This window comes from Marinobacter sp. SS21 (assembly GCF_028369065.1).
In the GTDB taxonomy this organism is placed as follows: domain Bacteria; phylum Pseudomonadota; class Gammaproteobacteria; order Pseudomonadales; family Oleiphilaceae; genus Marinobacter.
In genome coordinates, this window is record NZ_JAQNDA010000014.1 from 1 (window position 1) to 16,835 (window position 16,835).

Consider the following 16,835-nt stretch of genomic DNA (forward strand, 5'->3'; position numbering starts at 1 on the left):
AACGCTCGGGGGGAGCAGAAGCGTCTGACTGCGAGGTGTGCCTTCCTTGTGCCTCATAAAAATAACCGCGAACCATGTCGCGGTTATTTTGCCAGCTTCGGAGACTGTTTTCACACAGCCTCTTGATGAGCGCCTTTTTTGTTGGCAGCTGGCAGCAGCTTAACTGACCGAAGTCTCGGTCTGCTGGCGGAGAAACGCGGAAAATTCGGTATAGCCACCCACGTGCTGGTCACCGACAAAAATTTGCGGCACCGTTTGCACCGGCTTACCGATGGTCTGGGCCAGGTCCGCCTTGCTAATGCCTTCTTCGAGCATATTGATGAAGCGGAATGGCAGCTCCTTGATCTCACACAGCTGTTTGGCCCGGACACAGAAACCACAAGACGGACGACCAAAAATTGTCACGCGCTCCATTTATCAACCTCCAGCAACGGTGCACGCCGGTGACCACGCCCATTGCTCGGGTCACCCGCAGATTCAACAACGGATGCTATCATGGCAGCCCATCATCAAAAATGATACTTGCCGATTTGCATGATGCTCATAGTCTCACTCAATCCCGAACCGAGACCCGTTGCCGCCGGGGCCCATTCAGGCCTTATGTGCCACGGTTCCTGCCGGCAGAGGAGTAACCCTTGGCGTATTTGAGCCTCTTCACCACGGCCTTCCTGGCGGCCACGCTGCTGCCGGCCTATTCCGAGGTGTTACTCGGCGGGCTGGTACTGCAGGGTTACTCGCTGTGGTGGCTGTGGTTCTGGGCGACCCTGGGCAACACACTGGGCTCGGTGGTGAACGGGCTGATCGGCCGGCAGGTCGACCGCTTCAAGGCCAAGCGCTGGTTCCCCTTCTCCACGGCGCAGCTGGACAAGGCCCGTGACCGGTTTAACCGCTATGGCCAGTGGTCGCTGCTGTTTGGCTGGCTCCCCATCGGGGGCGATGCACTCACGCTGATTGGCGGCATCATGCGCGTACCCTGGCTGAACTTCGTGGTACTGGTGGCCATGGGCAAGGGCATTCGGTACGCCGTGGTGCTGTGGCTGGTGCTCCAGTCCACGACGTACCAGCCCTAACGGCGGTGATCAGGCAGAGCGATCCCGGTACAAGTAAGCGGCCAACAGATCTTCGCCATTGAACTCGGCGTAGAGCACGGCGATGAAGGTGTAGACCCCAATCAGCTTCCGGTTGAGGAACACAAACTCCTTGGGCGGGATGCGGAAATAGCGACTGATGGCGGAACGCGCTGCCTGGCGAGCCACCCGGGACGGCAGATCGCTCTGCTTCCAACGGTACTCGCCCTGCTCGTTGACCGCGTTATCCGGCCATTTGCTGCGTTCGGAACTCAGCGGCTCCAGTACCGACATGCACACCTCGGCGAAGGTCCCCAGCACCTCCTTGGGCCAATCCCGACTCATGAAATGCAATGCTACTCCGCCATCGATAACCCCGTCCCGATCGCCCTCGTAGGAAGCCCGAATCATGGCAATCACCGGCTGCAGAAAACTGTCGGGGTACTTCTGCACGGCCCCGAAATCCAGCAACACAATCTGGTCGTGCCCGGCCTCGGAGCCCGGTTCACCGGCAATCCGTATGCGATAGTTTCCGAAATTCGGATCGGTCTGAATCTCGCCCCAGACAAACAGTTCCTTGAAGAACAGTTCCAGAGCCGCCTGTCCCAGCCTGTTGCGACGTTCCTGAGGCAAATCCCGGACCGCCACGGCACTGACCGAATGCCCGGCTTCGTAGGTGGAGGCGATGACATGGGCGGTGGAATACTCGGCCAGCACCCTGGGCACCACAAACCGGTCGTCATCCACCAGCATCTTGCGGAAGTGCTCGGTAGTACGGGCTTCGAGGCGGTAGTCCACCTCCCGGTGCATCATCTCCCGCACTTCCTCGAGCCAGTCGTTGAATTCCGGGCCGATGGATACCAGACGGGCAATACGCAGCAACTGGGCCACCGCGTTCAGGTCGCTGTCAACGGCATCGGCAACCCCTGGGTACTGCACCTTCAAGACCAACTCCAGGCCATCGCTGCGACGACGGGCACGGTGTACCTGGCCAAGCGAAGCGGCGCCAATGGGGTCTGGATCAATGTCCAGTTCGGCCAGCCGGCCCGCGCCCAGTTCCGCTTCCAGGACCGCCTTGATCGACGGCCACGCCAGCGACGTGGTTTGATCCTCTAGGGTATGCAGTGCCTCGGTCACTTCCTCGGGCAGGAAGTGCTCGCCATACAGCGCCATGACCTGACCGATCTTGACGACACTGCCCTTGAGCTTTCCCAGCTCCTCCACCAGGAACTCGGCCTGATTGGACAGCATGGCGCGATGGCGCTGCTCCCGGGTTTCCTTGCTGGAGAACCAGTTGGTGGCCATGTGGGAAGCCATACGGGTGCCCGCAAACAAACCGGCCCGGGTCAGGGAGAGACGACGTTCAAAACTGCCGGTCTTGATGCGGGATACTGTGCTGCCTTGTCGCTTGGAAGTCATGAATTCCTTTCCGATCATGGTGCATCGCGGTTGCCCGAGCGACGTTCACCGCCCATGGAAACCCTCACTAAAGCATTATACGGATATCCCACGCACATCTGGACACAGCGGTGCCCGGAACGCACCGACGCCCGAGCCAATGAACCCGGCTGATTGGATGCCATTTAACCAAACGAGGGGTTAAAATAACGTCAACTTCAATAAGTTTACGATATTCTACATTCGATCCTGCCAATTGGCGTTAAGCTGGAGATCAACAACACCAATAAAAACGCTATCTAGAGCACGATCCAACAATAACAGTGAACTCATCGTATGCCTCAGCTGAATAACCAGCGCCCCGATCATCAGTTCGCCGAGTTCCGGGTGAAGGGCGAAATTCCGGTTCCGGTGCTGATCACCTGGCTCACTTGCGCAGCGGTGCCGGTCCTCTGCTTCTTCGCCTTCCGCGCCTATCTGCGAGCGGAATCCTTCAATGTCATCGCGCTCCTTCTGCTTGCATCCTTGCTGGCGGCCAACAGCCTGGTCTATCTCAGTAGCCACAACGGCACCCGGTTGCAGCAGGGCTTTATCGTGCTTATTACCGCTCTGTTCTCCTTCCTGGCGTTGTCTGCCATTGAGGATGGGACCGGAGTGCTGTGGTTATTCGCCTATCCACCCCTCGTGTTCTACATCAGCGATGCCCGGGTTGGCATCATTGCCTGCATCGGGGGCTGGAGCGGGTTGGCCCTGCTGTTTTCGCCAGTGGGCAAAGCCATTGTCGATACGCCCTACAGTGCCAGTTTCAGCCTGAATATGATCATCATATTGGGCTTTGAGATGGCCACCTGCTACGTACTGGATCAGAGTCGACGGCGCAGTAAACTCGGCCTGATCAAGTTGGCCAATCAGTTCGAATACGCGGCCAAGCACGACGCCCTCACCGGTCTGGCCAATCGCCGCGAGGGTCATGCCCGGCTGAATGATGAATACGAACGTTACCTGCGCAACCGCCGTGAGTTTTCCACGCTGCTGATGGACATTGATCTATTCAAGAGTGTGAACGATAACTTTGGCCATCAGGCTGGAGACCGGATAATCCTGCTGGTGGCCAACACCCTGAAGGCGGAATGCCGGCGGGTCGATACCCTGGCCCGCTGGGGTGGTGAGGAGTTCCTGGTCTTGCTGCCGGAAACCTCGAACGCGGTGGCGGTCAAAATCGCCAATCGCATCCGCGAATCCATTGCCTCTCAGTCCATCGAGTTCGAGGGCCAGGCCGTTAGCGCCACCATCAGCGTCGGCGTCGCTACGATTCAGGGCGCAGAGTCCATCGACCGGCTGTTGCAGCGCGCCGATGAGGCCCTTTACCAGGCCAAGAGTGAGGGCCGCAACAAGGTGTGCGGAGGCATCAACCAGCACTCCGCTGCCTGAACCGGGAGCGTGAATCAGCTGGCGGGACGCAGCCCCTGCCAGCCGTCCAGGGCTTTGACATGATCGGCCGCCAGCCGCCGGCTCAGCGCCTGGGTCAGGCTCTGGGCCAACGATGCCACCGAGGCGTCGGGCGCAAAATCCACCACCTGACACATCGACATGCCGGCGTAACCACAGGGATTGATCCTGGCAAACGGCGTCATGTCCATGTCCACATTCAACGCCAACCCATGGAAGGAGCAGCCTCGTCGCACCCGCAGCCCCAGTGACGCGATCTTGGCGCTGCCGACATAGACCCCAGGCGCGTCGGCACGGGGCGCCGCCTCTATGCCGAGCTCGCCGAGCACCTCGACGATGGCCTGTTCGATATGATCCACCAGGACTCGAACCCCCAGTTTGGCGCGCCCCAGATCCAGCATCAGGTAGATCACCAACTGGCCTGGCCCGTGATAGGTGACCTGTCCGCCCCGGTCGACCTGGATCACCGGTATGTCACCCGGTGCCAGGATATGCTCGGCTTTGCCGGCCTGACCCTGGGTGTAGACCCGTGGATGCTCCAGGCACCAAAGCTCGTCCGGGGTCTGGTCATCACGATCCGCGGTATAGGCCTTCATGGCCTCCCAGACTTCCTGATAGGGCTGCAACCCCAGATTTCGCACAACCAGTTCGGACATGGCTCAAAGCACCATATGAACCCGGCCGCTGGCCTTGAGTTCCTCAAAGAGCGCTTGTAGCTGCGCCTCGCCGGTGGCCACGATGGTCAGCTGGACCGAAGTGAAGCGTCCGTTCCGGCTATCGTTGACCGAGATTCGGTCTTCGCTGATACCGGGTGCATGGCGCTCGACCACCGAAACAACAAACTCGCGAAAATCCGGTGCCGCCGTGCCAATCACCTTGATCATGTAGTCACAGGGAAATTCTATCTTTGGCGCTTTCGGTTCGGTCATGATTCCCTAGCTCCCGCTACGTCGACCGCTGTCATGAAAACAGCTGGATAAAGAACAACTTGATGGCGTCCCACAAACGCTTGAGGAAACCGCCTTCGGGAATATCCTGCAAGGCAAGCACCGGCTCATCAACGTAGACTTCACCGTTCAAGGTCACCCGAACCCGGCCCACTTCGTCACCAATGGACACCGGCGCCTTGATCACGGTATCGACGTCGACCACCGATTCGAGCGACGCTTTGGAACCGCGAGGAATGGTGACAAATACCTCATCCTTTACGCCGATGGCCAGTTCATTGGCCTGACCACCCCAGACCCGGCTCTCCAGTAACTGCTGGCCTGCGGAAAACAGCTTCTCCGACTCGTAATAGCGGAAGCCATAATTGAGCATCTTCTGCATTTCCTGGGACCGCGCCGCATTGCTGGAGGTACCCATGACCACGCCGATCAGACGGGTGTCATTGCGCAGGGCTGAGGCCACCAGACAGTAGCCAGCCTCATCGGTATGGCCAGTTTTCAGACCGTCAACGCTCGGGTCGCGCCACAGCAGGGAGTTGCGGTTGGGCTGACGGATGTTGTTGTAGGTAAAGTGCTTCTGGGCGTAAATGCCGTAGTTTTCCGGGTAGTCGTTGATGATCGCCCGGGCCAGGACCGCCAGGTCCAGGGCGGTGGAAAAGTGATCCGCGGCCGGCAGCCCGGTGGCGTTGGCAAAGCGGGTGTCCCGCATGCCCAGCAGCTGTGCCTGCTGGTTCATGATGTCGGTAAAGGCCCCCTCGCTACCAGCAACAAACTCCGCCAGGGCGACCGAGGCATCGTTGCCGGACTGGATGATCACACCTTTGAGTAGCTCCTCCACCCTCACCTGCGTGCCTTCCCGCACAAACGTCCGGGAGCCCTCGGTTTTCCAGGCGTTGACGCTGACCGGCACCATGTCGTCCATGCCGATCCGGCCTTCGGCAAGTTCCCGTTCAACGATGTAGGCGGTCATCATCTTGGTCAAACTGGCCGGCGGCAAACGCTCATTGCTGTTGCTCTCCATAATGATCCGGCCACTGTGTGGGTCCATCAACACATAAGAGCTGGCGCCGATTTGAGGCGGCGACGGAATCAACATGGATTGCGCCGCGCTCACCCACGCAGGTAGCAGGGTGAGCAGGAGGACGGTAACGAAAGATCGAATTACGGTGATGTGTGCCATGGGTCCATTCATAGTTGGTTGACGGTTTTGTATCAGATCCGGCTCCGGGGCCGTACAAACTTCAACGGGTGTCGGTCAGCAGAATTGATTCCTCAAAGCCGCGGGCCTCCAGCTCCCGCCGCGTCCTCTGGGCCTCTCCGTCATTCTGGAAAGGGCCAACCTGAACACGGTGAAAACGCCCGGCGGCGGTCTCGACTTCCCGCACCCTAACGGCGGATGCCACAACAGCCTCGGCCTGCTCCGCCATCAGTTGAGCAGGCGCCTGGTGACTGAACGAGCCCAGCTGCAGGAACAGCGCCATGGCGCCGTCAGCGCCGGGACCAGTCCCGCCACCGGCAACCGAGCCCACCTCCGGCATCGACTCCCCCGCCACCGTCAAGGCGCCATCCGGCGTCACGGTGATGGCAGCCACCTCCACCCGGGCGGTGCCCTGACCCTGGTAACCGAGTTTGATCGCAGCGGCATAGGACAGATCGATCAGCCGGTCGCCGTAAAATGGCCCCCGATCATTGACCCGTACAATCACGCTGCGCCCATTCTCCAGGTTGGTCACCCGGGCATAGCAGGGAATCGGCAGACTCTTGTGCGCCGCCGACATCGCATACATATCAAAGACCTCACCATTGGAGGTCCTGTGACCATGAAATTTCTCGCCGTACCAGCTCGCCGTGCCCTGCTGGACGTAGCCAGCGGCGCTGTCCAGCACCCAATACTGTTTGCCCCACACGGTATACGGCGATTTGTTGCCCGCCGCACGCCGGGGCTCGTAGCGGGGTACCGCATCCGCCAACCCCGAGGCATCAAAATCGCCGGACGGCGCACGGTCCTGACTCAAGGCATAGCGGGAGGACGAGCTGGGCGACGAGGCACAGCCGGAAACCACGGCCATCACCAAAATGAGGCAGGTGCCGGTCAAGGCATTGCGGCGGACTGCTGATGTGTTCACTGGCTACCAGTTCCTGTCCAGAGGCCTTCGCTACCAGGGGCGAGGCTGTGTCATACCGGTTAACGGCGTCTATCGTGGTGTCCTGTCGGCACGCTGCCGCAAGGTCGGGCAGCGATACCATAGCATGGCGCCATGACCACAACCATTACCCGGCGGTCACCTCGCCAATGCAACTAGCTCAGGCCGAGATCATCCGCCGATGGGTATGCACCGACATCAACACGCCGAAAGCAGCCATCAGGGTCACGATCGAAGTACCACCATAACTGATCAGCGGAAGCGGCACCCCAACCACCGGCAGCAGCCCACTGACCATACCGACATTGACGAAAATATAGATGAAGAAGGTCATGGTCAGCGCGCCAGCCAGCAAGCGACCGAACGAATCCTGAGCGTTCACCGCAATGTACAGACAACGCATCAGAATCAACAGGTAGACGGCCATCAACGCCAGCATGCCAACAAACCCGAACTCTTCCGCCAATACCGCGACGATAAAATCGGTGTGACTCTCAGGCAAAAACTCCAGGTGCGACTGGGTCCCCTGAAGCCAGCCTTTGCCACTCCAGCCACCAGAACCGATGGCGGTCTTGGATTGAATGATGTTCCAGCCCGCGCCCAGGGGATCACTTTGCGGATCGAGCAGGGTCAGTACCCGCTGTTTCTGATAATCCCGCATGACGAAGAACCACATCAGTGGCGCCGCCACCGAGGCCATGCCAACAAAAGCGCCAATCAACTTCCAGCTAATGCCGGCAAAAAACACCACGAACAAGCCCGCGGTACCCACCAGCAAAGCGGTTCCCAGGTCGGGCTGCTGGATGATCATCGCCATGGGTATCAGTACGATGGCCAGTGAGACCGCCACATGGGTCAACCGGGGTGGCAGGAAATGCCGGGACAGAAACCAGGCCGCCATCATCGGTACCACCAGTTTCATCAGTTCCGACGGTTGGAACCGCGGCAACCCTGGCAACGCCAGCCAGCGCTGAGCACCTTTCGCCCCCACGCCGAACAGCAACACCGCCAACAACGCGCCCAGCCCGACCAAGTAGAGCCAGGGGGCCCAGCGCCGGTATACGGAGGGGTCCAGTTGGGCGAAGACCAACATCACTACAAAGGCCACCGCCATGCGCACGCCCTGGGCTTTGACCACCTCGATGTTCCGATCGGCCCCGCTGTACAGCACCACCAGACCACCGCTGACCAGGACCAGCAGCAGCACCAGCAGGAGCGGGTCCAGGTGCAGCACCGCCCAGATGCTGCGAGATGTTCCGAGGCCTCGGTTTGGCGGCTGTCCCAGCAGACTCTTACTCAGCATTACTCGCCCCCCTCCGAGTGGGCACCGATGACCACTGGCGCCGGATCTTCCGGGAAGCCCAGCAGCCAGGCGTCAAACATCGCCCGGGCCACCGGCGCAGCCGTGCCGCTGCCACTGCCGCCGTTTTCGACTATCACCGCAACGGCGATCTTGGGCTCATCCAGGGGGGCAAATCCAACGAACAGGGCATGGTCCCGCAGCCTCTCACGAACCTCCTCTTCGTCGTATTCCTCATCCTGGGCCAAACTGAACACTTGCGCGGTGCCGGTCTTACCCGCCATCCGGTAGGGCGCCCCCAAGGCGGCCCGTCGCGCCGTGCCGCGACGGCCATGCATCACTTCCGCCATGGCGTTGACCACGAATTCCCAATCGTCCGGGTTCTTCAAGACCACACTTTCCCTAGTCGTTTCCGGCAGCACCGCCTCCAGCGAATCATCGCCGACCACATCCAGCAGCAATCGGGGCTCGGCCCAGGTGCCGCGATTGGCAACAACCGCGGTGGCGGTGGCCAACTGCAGCGGGGTAGCCAACAGGAACCCCTGGCCAATCCCCATGTTAACGGAATCACCCGGATACCAGGGTTCGTTACGGACCGCCTTCTTCCAGTCCCGTGACGGCAACAATCCGGACAGGGCTCCGCTGACGTCCAGCGAGGTATCCTGACCGAAACCAAATCGGTCCATGTAGTCGTGCATGGTGTCGATGCCCATCCGTACGGCGGCATCGTAGAAATAAATATCGCAGGATTCGGCGATGGAATCGGTCAGATCCACCCAGCCGTGCCCGCCACGCTTCCAGTCCCGGTAGCGCCGCCCTCCGGCCTGGAGCTGGAAGTAGCCCGGGTCCCACACGACCCGGTCGCGAGTCGTTACGCCACTGTCCAGGGCGGCAATGCCCATCATCGGCTTGATGGTGGAGCCTGGCGGATATTGGCCGCGTAACGCCCTGTTAAACAGCGGCTTGTCGTGCGATGTGCTCAATTCCCGGTAAGCGGCAACTCCGATCCCGGTCACGAACAGGTTGGCATCGAAACCCGGCACGCTGGCCAGTGCCAGCAACCCTCCGGTGGTCGGTTCAACGGCAACGATGGCTCCGCGGCGACCGTCCAACAGCTGGTAGGCGAGTTTCTGCAGTTGCAGGTCCAGGTGCAGGCGCAGGTCTTCTCCGGGAACCGGGTTTTCACGCTCCAATACCCTCAGGGTTCGTCCGCGGGCGTTGGTTTCCACATGCTGGTAGCCGACCCGACCGTGCAGTTTCTCCTCGTAGAAGTACTCGATGCCAGATTTGCCGATGTAGTTGGTGCCGGCATAGTTAACCGGATCGATCCGCTGCAGCTCCTCCCGGTTGATGCGCCCGACATAGCCCAGGGCATGGGAGGTGATTTCACCATAGGGGTAGTAACGAACCAGTTCCGCAGACACTTCAACCCCGGGTAGCTCGTGGCGGTGCACCGCCAACGCGGCGATTTCCTGCTCATCGAGGTCGTAGCGCAGCGGCAGTTCCTGATAGGGCCGGCGCGGTTCGGTCAAGCGGCGTTGAAAACGTTCCAGGTCTTCCTCGGAAATGCTCAGCAATTGCGTCAGCTGGGCGAGGGTGGTGTCCATATCCGACACCCGCTCGGGCACGATGGTGACACTGAATACCGGCCGGTTTTCCGCCAGCAGGGTGCCGTTGCGATCGTAAATCAAGCCGCGGGTTGGCGCCACCGATTGAACCTGCACGCGGTTCTTGTCGGACAGCGTGGTGTAGGTGTCGTGCTCAAGGACCTGGAGCTGGTACATACGGCCCAGCAAGCCACCCAGCATCAGCACCACGAAGCCGAACACCACCAGAGTACGCCGCTGAAACAGGCGCCGCTCCGCTGCGGTGTCTTTGAATTCGCCCCAGGGCATGGTGATTACCTAAGCACGGTGATAGGGATGGTTGCGGGTAATGGTCCAGGCCCGGTACAGCTGTTCGGCCAGCAGAATACGCACCAGCGGGTGCGGCAGGGTCAACGGCGACAGCGACCAATGCTGGTCCGCACGGTCTCGGCAAGCGGGTGCCAAACCGTCTGGACCGCCCACCAGGAAACTGACATCCCGACCGTCCAACTGCCACTTCTCGAGCTGTTCCGCCAACTGCTCGGTGGACCAGGAACGCCCGCCCACCTCCATGGCGATCACCCGATCACGGGGGCCGGCTGCCGCCAGCAGCGCTTCGCCTTCTTTCTGCATCAGCCGGGGAACGTCCGGATTCTTGCCGCGATGGGCCAAAGGAATTTCCGACAGCTCAAGGGCGAGCTCCGCTGGCATCCGCCGCGCGAAGTCGGCATAACCCTGGTTCACCCAGTCGGGCATCTTCTGCCCGACGCAGATCATGCGGAGCCGCACGGCAAGTTACTCGCTGCCTGCCGCGCCCAGATCCGGGGCATCGCGCCAAAAGCGCTCGAGGTCATAAAATTCGCGGGTTGCCGGCATCATCACATGCACAACAACGTCGCCAAGATCGACCAGGATCCAGTCGCTCGCACTGGCCCCTTCAACATTGGCAGCCCGAACGCCTTGGTCTTTCGCTTCTTCGATGACCGAATCGGCCAGTGATTTGACATGTCGGTTGGAGGTGCCGGAAGCCAGCACCATGTAATCGGTAACGCTGGTGCGGTCTCGCACATCGATGATGCTGATATCCTGAGCCTTCACATCTTCCAGCGCATTTACCACCAAGTTTTTCAGCTGCTCTGCCTGCATAGTCACCCTGTTGAGCGGTTACCCCGGGACGGGTGCAACCTATAGTCCTGTCAGTCCGGATTGTAGCATTAAAGAGCGCCAGGAGGGCAGATGCATTGCCGCCTTAGCGGCCGGCGCCATACAGTGACCGGGCCTGAATTTCCTGCCACACCCGATCCGGCACCAGGTAGCGCGGCGAACGCCCTTCCCGGATCCGCTCCCGGATCGAGGTGGCGGAAATTTCCAGCAACGGCAGAGTCAGCGGCAGGATGCGACCACAAGGGGCCTGGTGCAGCTCGGCAACCGATGTGCAGCCGCGGTCCCGCATCAGCTGTGCCACCACTCCGTGCCGGGGCAGTTCGGCACCGGGGCGATGAACGACCACGATATGAGCCAGCCCGGGTATCGCCTGCCAATCCCGCCAGCGCTCGAAGCCCGCGAAGGCATCGCTGCCCACCACCATCACCAGCGGTTCCGACGCGCCCAGCTCAGTACGCAGCTGACCCAGGGTTTCGGCGGTGTAGGATGGCCCGCCTCGCACCAGCTCGCGGTCGTCCACCACCAGCCCCGGCTCCTGGGCAGTCGCCAGCCGCAGCAGTGCCAGTCGGTCAGCGCTGCTGCCACCGGGATCACCCCGGTGCGGGGGCATGTGACACGGCACCAAGGCCAGTTCCGCAACGCCCAACCGCTCCCGCAGCTCCACCGCGAGCCGTAAATGACCGTGGTGGACGGGATCGAAGGTGCCACCGTAGAGAACATGCATGGGCATCAGGTCCGGATATGGCCGTCTCCGAAGACCACGTATTTCTGCGACGTCAGCCCTTCCAGGCCCACCGGCCCACGGGCGTGGATCTTGTCCGTGGAAATCCCGATTTCAGCGCCCAGGCCATACTCGAATCCATCGGCGAACCGGGTCGAGGCGTTGACCATCACCGAACTGGAGTCCACCTCGGTCAGGAAACGGCGGGCGCGGGTGTAGTTTTCCGTGATGATGCTGTCGGTATGCTGGGAGCTGTAGCGATTGATGTGGGCGATGGCGCCGTCCAGGCCGTCAACCACCTTGATCGCGAGAATCGGGGCCAGATACTCTTCGCCCCAGTCCGCTTCCGTCGCCGCGATCAGATCCGGCAATACCTGCCGGGTCCGCTCGCACCCTCGCAATTCCACGCCCTTGGCGATAAAGGCTTCCGCCAGCGCCGGCAGCATATCGGCGGCAACGTCCTGGTCCAGCAGCAGGGTCTCCATGGTGTTACAGGTGCCATAGCGGTGGGTTTTGGCATTGACCGCCACCTTCAGCGCCTTCTCGGCATCCGCGAAGCGGTCGATGTAGACATGACAGATGCCGTCCAGGTGTTTGATCACCGGCACCCGGGCCTCCTGGCTGATCCGCTCGATCAGCCCCTTGCCGCCGCGGGGTACAATGACATCGACATACTTGGGCATGGTAATCAGCTCACCCACCGCGGCCCGGTCGGTGGTTTTGATCACTTGCACCGCTTGCTCAGGCAGACCGGCGTCCGCCAACCCGCGCGCAATGCAGCCGGCTATGGCCTGGTTGGAATGGATCGCCTCGGAGCCGCCACGCAGGATGGTGGCGTTGCCCGACTTGAGGCACAGGCTGGCCGCCTCGACCGTGACGTTGGGGCGGGACTCGTAAATGATGCCGATGACCCCGAGCGGCACCCGCATACGTCCTACCTGAATACCGGAAGGGCGATAGGCCATATCGGTGATCTGGCCGATGGGGTCCGGCAGCGCGGCCACCTGACGCAACCCCTCGATCATGGTGTCGATGCGGGCAGGAGTTAACTCCAGGCGATCGAGCATGGCCGGGTCAAGCCCATTCTCCCGACCTTTCTCAAGGTCCTTGCCATTGGCCATTGCCAGTTCGCCGCGGGCAGCGTCCAACGCCTCGGCCATGGCCAACAACGCCTGGTTACGCACAGCGGTGGTTGAGCGCGCCACCAGGGCCGCCGCCGCCCGAGCCTGTTCACCAACCTCCGCCATGTATCCTGCAATATCCATCGGTACACCCTTATCAAAGTATCGATCTGAAACAGGGCCTCACTTTACATCGCCAGCCCCCATAACGCACGCTGGCAGAACCAGCAATGCCCCCACAAAACCACCTCGTTGGTGCGGGGTGGTTCGACTTATGCCGACGTTGCTTTATTATACCGCTGCTGAGGCCGCACTGAACCGGCCCCTTGAACGCCACCACCCGATGCCAAGCCATCGGGTGGTATCAACACAGAACGGCAATTTGGCAAGTCCAGGCTCGCAAACGCAGGCACTCACGGCACCCGGCAGGCCAAAGGCCAGTTCCTGCAGTATGCTGAAAGCAGATGGACGCCGAGGATAGGACGGACACCATGAGCCAAATGGCCGAATTATTCCTGTTAAGTCGATTCGCCCGATTCAGCTTCGCCGCCTTGCTGGCGCTCGGCGCATTCACCGCCTGGCAGGGCATCGGGATCGCAGCCATCGCCGCAATCACCGGCGCCACCCTGGTCTGGGCCACCCCCGCCTTCCGCCCTGACCGGTCACGACAGCCCTGGCAAGCCATGAGCTGGGCGCTGTTACTCGCGCTGGTGCTAACCCTGTGCGTCAGCCTCTGGCTGTCGCCGTGGATTATGGGCCACTGGCTCTATGCCCTGCCCCTGATCGCCTTTGGCCTGCTGCCAATGAGCTGGGCCGCGTTACTGACCCTGCTCGGCACCGTCTCGATCCTCGCGGCCAACCAGGCGGCCGTGGGGCTGCCGGAACGACACCAGTTCATCAGCTCACTGTTGCTGACCCTCTGCCTCTCCGGCATCCTGATTTTTTTGCGCGAATACAAAAACCGCCAGCTAGCGCCACTGCGACGCACCGACGAGCTGACCCAAGCCGCCAGCCGGGAGTATCTGTCCGCCGACCTGCACAAGGAAATCCAGCGCAGCGAGCGGGAAGGCACCGATATGGCGGTGATCCTGATCGGCCTGGACCTGCATCTCAGCGACCAGGATCCGGACGAGGACATTCGCGCAATCCTGCCGCGGATTGGCCGCTTCCTGCACTCCCAGCTGCGGGATTTCGACACCTATTACCGAGTTGCCGATCTCCAGTTCCTGGTCATCCTGCCAGGCATTGCCACCGCCGAGGCGGCCAGCCGGGGCGAGCAGATACGCAAGGGCCTGGGCACCTTACTGACGTCGTACGACCTGAACCTGACGGTGAGCGCCGGTATTGCCGGCCTCAACATCGGCGATGATGCCGACAGCCTGCAGCAGTCTGCCGCCAATGCCCTGCGCCGGGCGCAACAACAGGGGGGCAACCGCGTACAGTCCTACAGCACCTGGTCGCACCCCCAGACCTCGACCGCCAAGGGGCACCTACAGTGACCGAAACCCGACTGCGCACCTATACCCACTTGAGCGGCTATGGCATCGCCACGCTGTTCCTTGCATCGCTGGCAATCCAGAACCTCCGCTACGGGTTCTACCAACTGTTCTACCTGGCCGTCAGTCTGACCGCACTGACCCTGGCTGGGCTCGCCTACACGGCCCTTGCCCGCCGCCAACAGCTGCGCGCGCCCGGCCACCTGTTTATTCTGGCCACGATCAACGCCATCATCCTCGCCGCGCTGTTCTCGCTAAAAGATACCAACATCAGCCACTGGTGCCTGCCGGCGATCCTGCTGAACCTGCTGATCCTGCCGCTGCGCCAGGGCACGGTCCTGTCGCTGCTGAGCACCGGACTGCTGATCGGCTTTCTGATCAGTCGCGACCCGCTGCCGGAAGCCATCCTCGTTGGCTTCGCTGCCGTCATCCTGCTCAGTTGTGGCTCACTGTACATCTGGCAGTATGACCACATGACCCAGTCCGCTGAAGATCTGGCCATCATCGATCCCAATACCGGCGCCCACAACGCCCGCTTTCTCGACGAAACGCTGCAGAAAGAAATCAGTCGCAGCAACGTCACCGGCCACCCGCTGTCCGTGGCCACGCTGGCCCTGGATTACCGGGAGCAAACCCTGGACCTGCACGGCGAGGACGGCCTGGCATCGTTTTATCGGGAAGCGACCCAGCACCTGTTCGGCGTTATTCGTGCCGGCGACACCCTCTACACACTGGGAAACGGGGAGTTTTTCCTGTTATTCCCGTACACACCGGAAGAAGGTGTCCGGGTTATCGCCGAGCGAGTTCGACGCTCTTTCGCCGAAAAGGAGTGGCCCATTGTGGGCCGGGTCACGGTCAGTGTCGGCTGCACCACCCGCGTTGCCGGCGACAATCTGGCGGACACCCTGCGCAAACGCGCCGCCAAGGCCCTGGAGGATGCCCACAAACGGGGGCATGACAATACCTGGTTTAGCGCAGGAACTCCTCAACAGGCATGAGCGTCGACTGGCTACAACCCTTGATCGACTGGCTGGCGCAGAATTCAGCCTGGCTGGTACTGGCCCTGTTTCTGGTGTCCTTCCTCGAATCCCTCGCCATTGCCGGCATACTGGTGCCCGGCGTCGCCATTTTGTTTGGCGTTGCGGCGCTGGCCGGCCAGTCCGGTCTCCCCCTGAGCGAGGCTCTGCTGTGGGCCGGCCTCGGGGCTGTGGCCGGGGACGGTGCCAGCTTCTGGCTGGGCCGGCAGTTCCATGGCCGGTTGGACCAGGTCTGGCCTTTCAGCCGATACCCGGTGGTCATTCACAAGGGTGAACAACTCTTCCGTCAGCATGGCGGCAAAAGCGTGGTGATTGGTCGATTCGTGGGCCCGATCCGGCCAATCATACCGTTGGTGGCCGGTGCGCTGATGATGCCCTGGCGCCGATTCCTGGCGTTCAATATCATTTCTGCCATCGGTTGGGCGCCCGTGTACATCCTGCCGGGCTTCCTGGTTGGGAGCGCCCTGGGCAGCGAGCTGACGCTGCCGCGCCATTTCTATCCGGTACTGGGTATCAGCCTGCTCACCCTGTCGCTGATCTATCTGATCCTGTTTCGCGTACAGCTCGGCCTGAGCAGCGACAGCCGGCTGTACGCCCGCCTAGCCAGCTGGATGGGCCGCTACAACAGCACCCACCAGTTCTGGCGCCTGCTCACCAGCGAGCGCCCAGCCAGCGCCGGCGAGTTCCCGCTGCCCTCGCTAATGCTGGCGCTGGGCAGTGGCGCCCTGCTCATCTTGTGGACATTGCTGACACACTACATGGAATGGTTGACCGCCGCCGATCAGGCCGCCCAGCGCTTCTTCTCCGGTCTCCGGCATCCGTTGCTGGAATCAACCATGACGTTGCTCTCCGCGCTGGGTAATCCGGTGATCCTGACGGCTGGCGGGCTGCTCTCGACGCTGACACTCTGGTTCCGCGGCTATTACGCGGCGGCGGCCCATGCCCTGGCGGCACTGTCACTGGCCGCCACCAGCGTGTGGATCATAAACACCGGGGCGGCCACTCCCGGGCTGGACGCAACGGCGGCGGCGCTGCAGCACAGCACGTATCCCAGCAGCCACACCGCCGGGATCACGGTTTTCCTGGGTCTCCTGGCCAGCTTTATTGCCCGCGAACAACCCCGCCACCTGCGCTGGCGCACCTACCTGACCCTAAGCCTGCCCATGGTGCTGGTCGGAATCAGCCAGCTATACCTGGGCGGACACGGGCTCAGCGACGTCATCGGCGGCATCCTGCTGGGGTTGTCGATCTGCGGGCTGGTACGGGCAAGCTACAGCCGCTACGACCAGATCCCAATCTGGCCAGACGTCACCCTGATACTCGCCGGCCTGCTGTGGCTGGGTCTGGCAATGTGCTATCTGACCGGAGCGGCCCCGGACGCGCTCGGCCCAGCGCTCGGCTGAGC

Annotated in this window: 17 protein-coding genes; 5 read left to right on the forward strand and 12 right to left on the reverse strand. The window is 61.6% G+C overall.

The window, feature by feature from the left end:
• Positions 1-159: 159 nt before the first annotated feature.
• Positions 160-414 carry a GrxA family glutaredoxin gene (locus N6L25_RS15845; protein ID WP_271982191.1) on the reverse strand — a complete coding sequence of 85 codons (255 nt, stop codon included), beginning with the start codon at positions 412-414 and terminating at the stop codon, positions 160-162.
• A gap of 221 nt (positions 415-635) precedes the next feature.
• On the opposite strand from N6L25_RS15845, the gene N6L25_RS15850 reads away from it, so the two are divergent.
• Positions 636-1,070, forward strand: coding sequence for a YqaA family protein (locus N6L25_RS15850; protein ID WP_271982193.1), 435 nt, complete (start codon positions 636-638; stop codon positions 1,068-1,070).
• 9 nt (positions 1,071-1,079) lie between these two features.
• Here N6L25_RS15850 and N6L25_RS15855 read toward each other — a convergent pair whose 3' ends face one another.
• Positions 1,080-2,486, reverse strand: a complete 1,407-nt coding sequence (locus tag N6L25_RS15855; RefSeq protein WP_271982195.1) for an ABC1 kinase family protein — start codon at positions 2,484-2,486, stop codon at positions 1,080-1,082.
• Between the two features lie 315 nt (positions 2,487-2,801).
• Here N6L25_RS15855 and N6L25_RS15860 point away from each other — a divergent pair, with 315 nt between their 5' ends.
• Positions 2,802-3,896 carry a GGDEF domain-containing protein gene (locus tag N6L25_RS15860; RefSeq protein ID WP_271982197.1) on the forward strand — a complete coding sequence of 365 codons (1,095 nt, stop codon included), beginning with the start codon at positions 2,802-2,804 and terminating at the stop codon, positions 3,894-3,896.
• A 14-nt stretch (positions 3,897-3,910) separates the two neighbouring features.
• Here N6L25_RS15860 and lipB read toward each other — a convergent pair whose 3' ends face one another.
• The 10 genes from lipB to N6L25_RS15910 all read right to left on the reverse strand — a co-directional run bounded on the left by lipB (position 3,911) and on the right by N6L25_RS15910 (position 13,041).
• A complete protein-coding gene (lipB, locus tag N6L25_RS15865; protein WP_271982199.1) occupies positions 3,911-4,570 on the reverse strand; it encodes a lipoyl(octanoyl) transferase LipB in 660 nt (219 codons plus the stop codon).
• A gap of 3 nt (positions 4,571-4,573) precedes the next feature.
• Complete coding sequence (locus N6L25_RS15870; RefSeq protein ID WP_271982201.1) at positions 4,574-4,843, reverse strand: HP0495 family protein; 270 nt, start codon at positions 4,841-4,843, stop codon at positions 4,574-4,576.
• 31 nt (positions 4,844-4,874) lie between these two features.
• Entirely contained in the window at positions 4,875-6,041 is a 1,167-nt protein-coding gene (locus N6L25_RS15875) for a D-alanyl-D-alanine carboxypeptidase family protein (protein WP_271982203.1), read from the reverse strand.
• A 61-nt stretch (positions 6,042-6,102) separates the two neighbouring features.
• Positions 6,103-6,930 (reverse strand): septal ring lytic transglycosylase RlpA family protein, encoded by an 828-nt coding sequence (locus N6L25_RS15880; RefSeq protein ID WP_271982363.1) that lies wholly within the window; start codon positions 6,928-6,930, stop codon positions 6,103-6,105.
• A gap of 235 nt (positions 6,931-7,165) precedes the next feature.
• Positions 7,166-8,308, reverse strand: coding sequence for a rod shape-determining protein RodA (rodA, locus tag N6L25_RS15885; RefSeq protein ID WP_271982205.1), 1,143 nt, complete (start codon positions 8,306-8,308; stop codon positions 7,166-7,168).
• Positions 8,308-10,200 carry a penicillin-binding protein 2 gene (mrdA, locus tag N6L25_RS15890; RefSeq protein WP_271982207.1) on the reverse strand — a complete coding sequence of 631 codons (1,893 nt, stop codon included), beginning with the start codon at positions 10,198-10,200 and terminating at the stop codon, positions 8,308-8,310. The genes rodA and mrdA overlap by 1 nt, the downstream gene beginning before the upstream one ends.
• A gap of 9 nt (positions 10,201-10,209) precedes the next feature.
• Positions 10,210-10,680: a 23S rRNA (pseudouridine(1915)-N(3))-methyltransferase RlmH gene (gene rlmH / locus N6L25_RS15895; protein WP_271982209.1), complete on the reverse strand. Its 471-nt coding sequence runs from the start codon at positions 10,678-10,680 to the stop codon at positions 10,210-10,212.
• A gap of 6 nt (positions 10,681-10,686) precedes the next feature.
• Positions 10,687-11,037, reverse strand: coding sequence for a ribosome silencing factor (gene rsfS / locus N6L25_RS15900; RefSeq protein WP_271982211.1), 351 nt, complete (start codon positions 11,035-11,037; stop codon positions 10,687-10,689).
• Between the two features lie 103 nt (positions 11,038-11,140).
• On the reverse strand, positions 11,141-11,779 hold the full coding sequence (nadD, locus tag N6L25_RS15905; protein ID WP_271982213.1) for a nicotinate-nucleotide adenylyltransferase: 639 nt from the start codon (positions 11,777-11,779) through the stop codon (positions 11,141-11,143).
• A gap of 5 nt (positions 11,780-11,784) precedes the next feature.
• Positions 11,785-13,041 carry a glutamate-5-semialdehyde dehydrogenase gene (locus N6L25_RS15910; RefSeq protein ID WP_271982215.1) on the reverse strand — a complete coding sequence of 419 codons (1,257 nt, stop codon included), beginning with the start codon at positions 13,039-13,041 and terminating at the stop codon, positions 11,785-11,787.
• Between the two features lie 347 nt (positions 13,042-13,388).
• Between N6L25_RS15910 and N6L25_RS15915 the strand changes: the two genes are divergently transcribed.
• The 3 genes from N6L25_RS15915 to N6L25_RS15925 are packed head-to-tail and all read left to right on the forward strand — an operon-like array spanning position 13,389 to position 16,833.
• Positions 13,389-14,396: a GGDEF domain-containing protein gene (locus N6L25_RS15915; protein ID WP_271982218.1), complete on the forward strand. Its 1,008-nt coding sequence runs from the start codon at positions 13,389-13,391 to the stop codon at positions 14,394-14,396.
• Positions 14,393-15,391 (forward strand): GGDEF domain-containing protein, encoded by a 999-nt coding sequence (locus tag N6L25_RS15920; protein WP_271982220.1) that lies wholly within the window; start codon positions 14,393-14,395, stop codon positions 15,389-15,391. The genes N6L25_RS15915 and N6L25_RS15920 overlap by 4 nt, the downstream gene beginning before the upstream one ends.
• Entirely contained in the window at positions 15,388-16,833 is a 1,446-nt protein-coding gene (locus N6L25_RS15925; protein WP_271982222.1) for a VTT domain-containing protein, read from the forward strand. Before N6L25_RS15920 ends, N6L25_RS15925 begins: the two co-directional genes overlap by 4 nt.
• Positions 16,834-16,835: the final 2 nt, after the last annotated feature.

Coding starts and splice junctions, on each gene's coding strand:
- N6L25_RS15845 (WP_271982191.1), bottom strand. CDS start 414: ATGGAGCGCGTGACAATTTTTGGTCGTCCGTCTTGTGGTTTCTGTGTC.
- N6L25_RS15855 (WP_271982195.1), bottom strand. CDS start 2,486: ATGACTTCCAAGCGACAAGGCAGCACAGTATCCCGCATCAAGACCGGC.
- N6L25_RS15860 (WP_271982197.1), top strand. CDS start 2,802: ATGCCTCAGCTGAATAACCAGCGCCCCGATCATCAGTTCGCCGAGTTC.
- lipB (WP_271982199.1), bottom strand. CDS start 4,570: ATGTCCGAACTGGTTGTGCGAAATCTGGGGTTGCAGCCCTATCAGGAA.
- N6L25_RS15870 (WP_271982201.1), bottom strand. CDS start 4,843: ATGACCGAACCGAAAGCGCCAAAGATAGAATTTCCCTGTGACTACATG.
- N6L25_RS15875 (WP_271982203.1), bottom strand. CDS start 6,041: ATGGCACACATCACCGTAATTCGATCTTTCGTTACCGTCCTCCTGCTC.
- N6L25_RS15880 (WP_271982363.1), bottom strand. CDS start 6,930: ATGGCCGTGGTTTCCGGCTGTGCCTCGTCGCCCAGCTCGTCCTCCCGC.
- rodA (WP_271982205.1), bottom strand. CDS start 8,308: ATGCTGAGTAAGAGTCTGCTGGGACAGCCGCCAAACCGAGGCCTCGGA.
- mrdA (WP_271982207.1), bottom strand. CDS start 10,200: ATGCCCTGGGGCGAATTCAAAGACACCGCAGCGGAGCGGCGCCTGTTT.
- rsfS (WP_271982211.1), bottom strand. CDS start 11,037: ATGCAGGCAGAGCAGCTGAAAAACTTGGTGGTAAATGCGCTGGAAGAT.
- nadD (WP_271982213.1), bottom strand. CDS start 11,779: ATGCATGTTCTCTACGGTGGCACCTTCGATCCCGTCCACCACGGTCAT.
- N6L25_RS15910 (WP_271982215.1), bottom strand. CDS start 13,041: ATGGATATTGCAGGATACATGGCGGAGGTTGGTGAACAGGCTCGGGCG.
- N6L25_RS15915 (WP_271982218.1), top strand. CDS start 13,389: ATGAGCCAAATGGCCGAATTATTCCTGTTAAGTCGATTCGCCCGATTC.
- N6L25_RS15925 (WP_271982222.1), top strand. CDS start 15,388: ATGAGCGTCGACTGGCTACAACCCTTGATCGACTGGCTGGCGCAGAAT.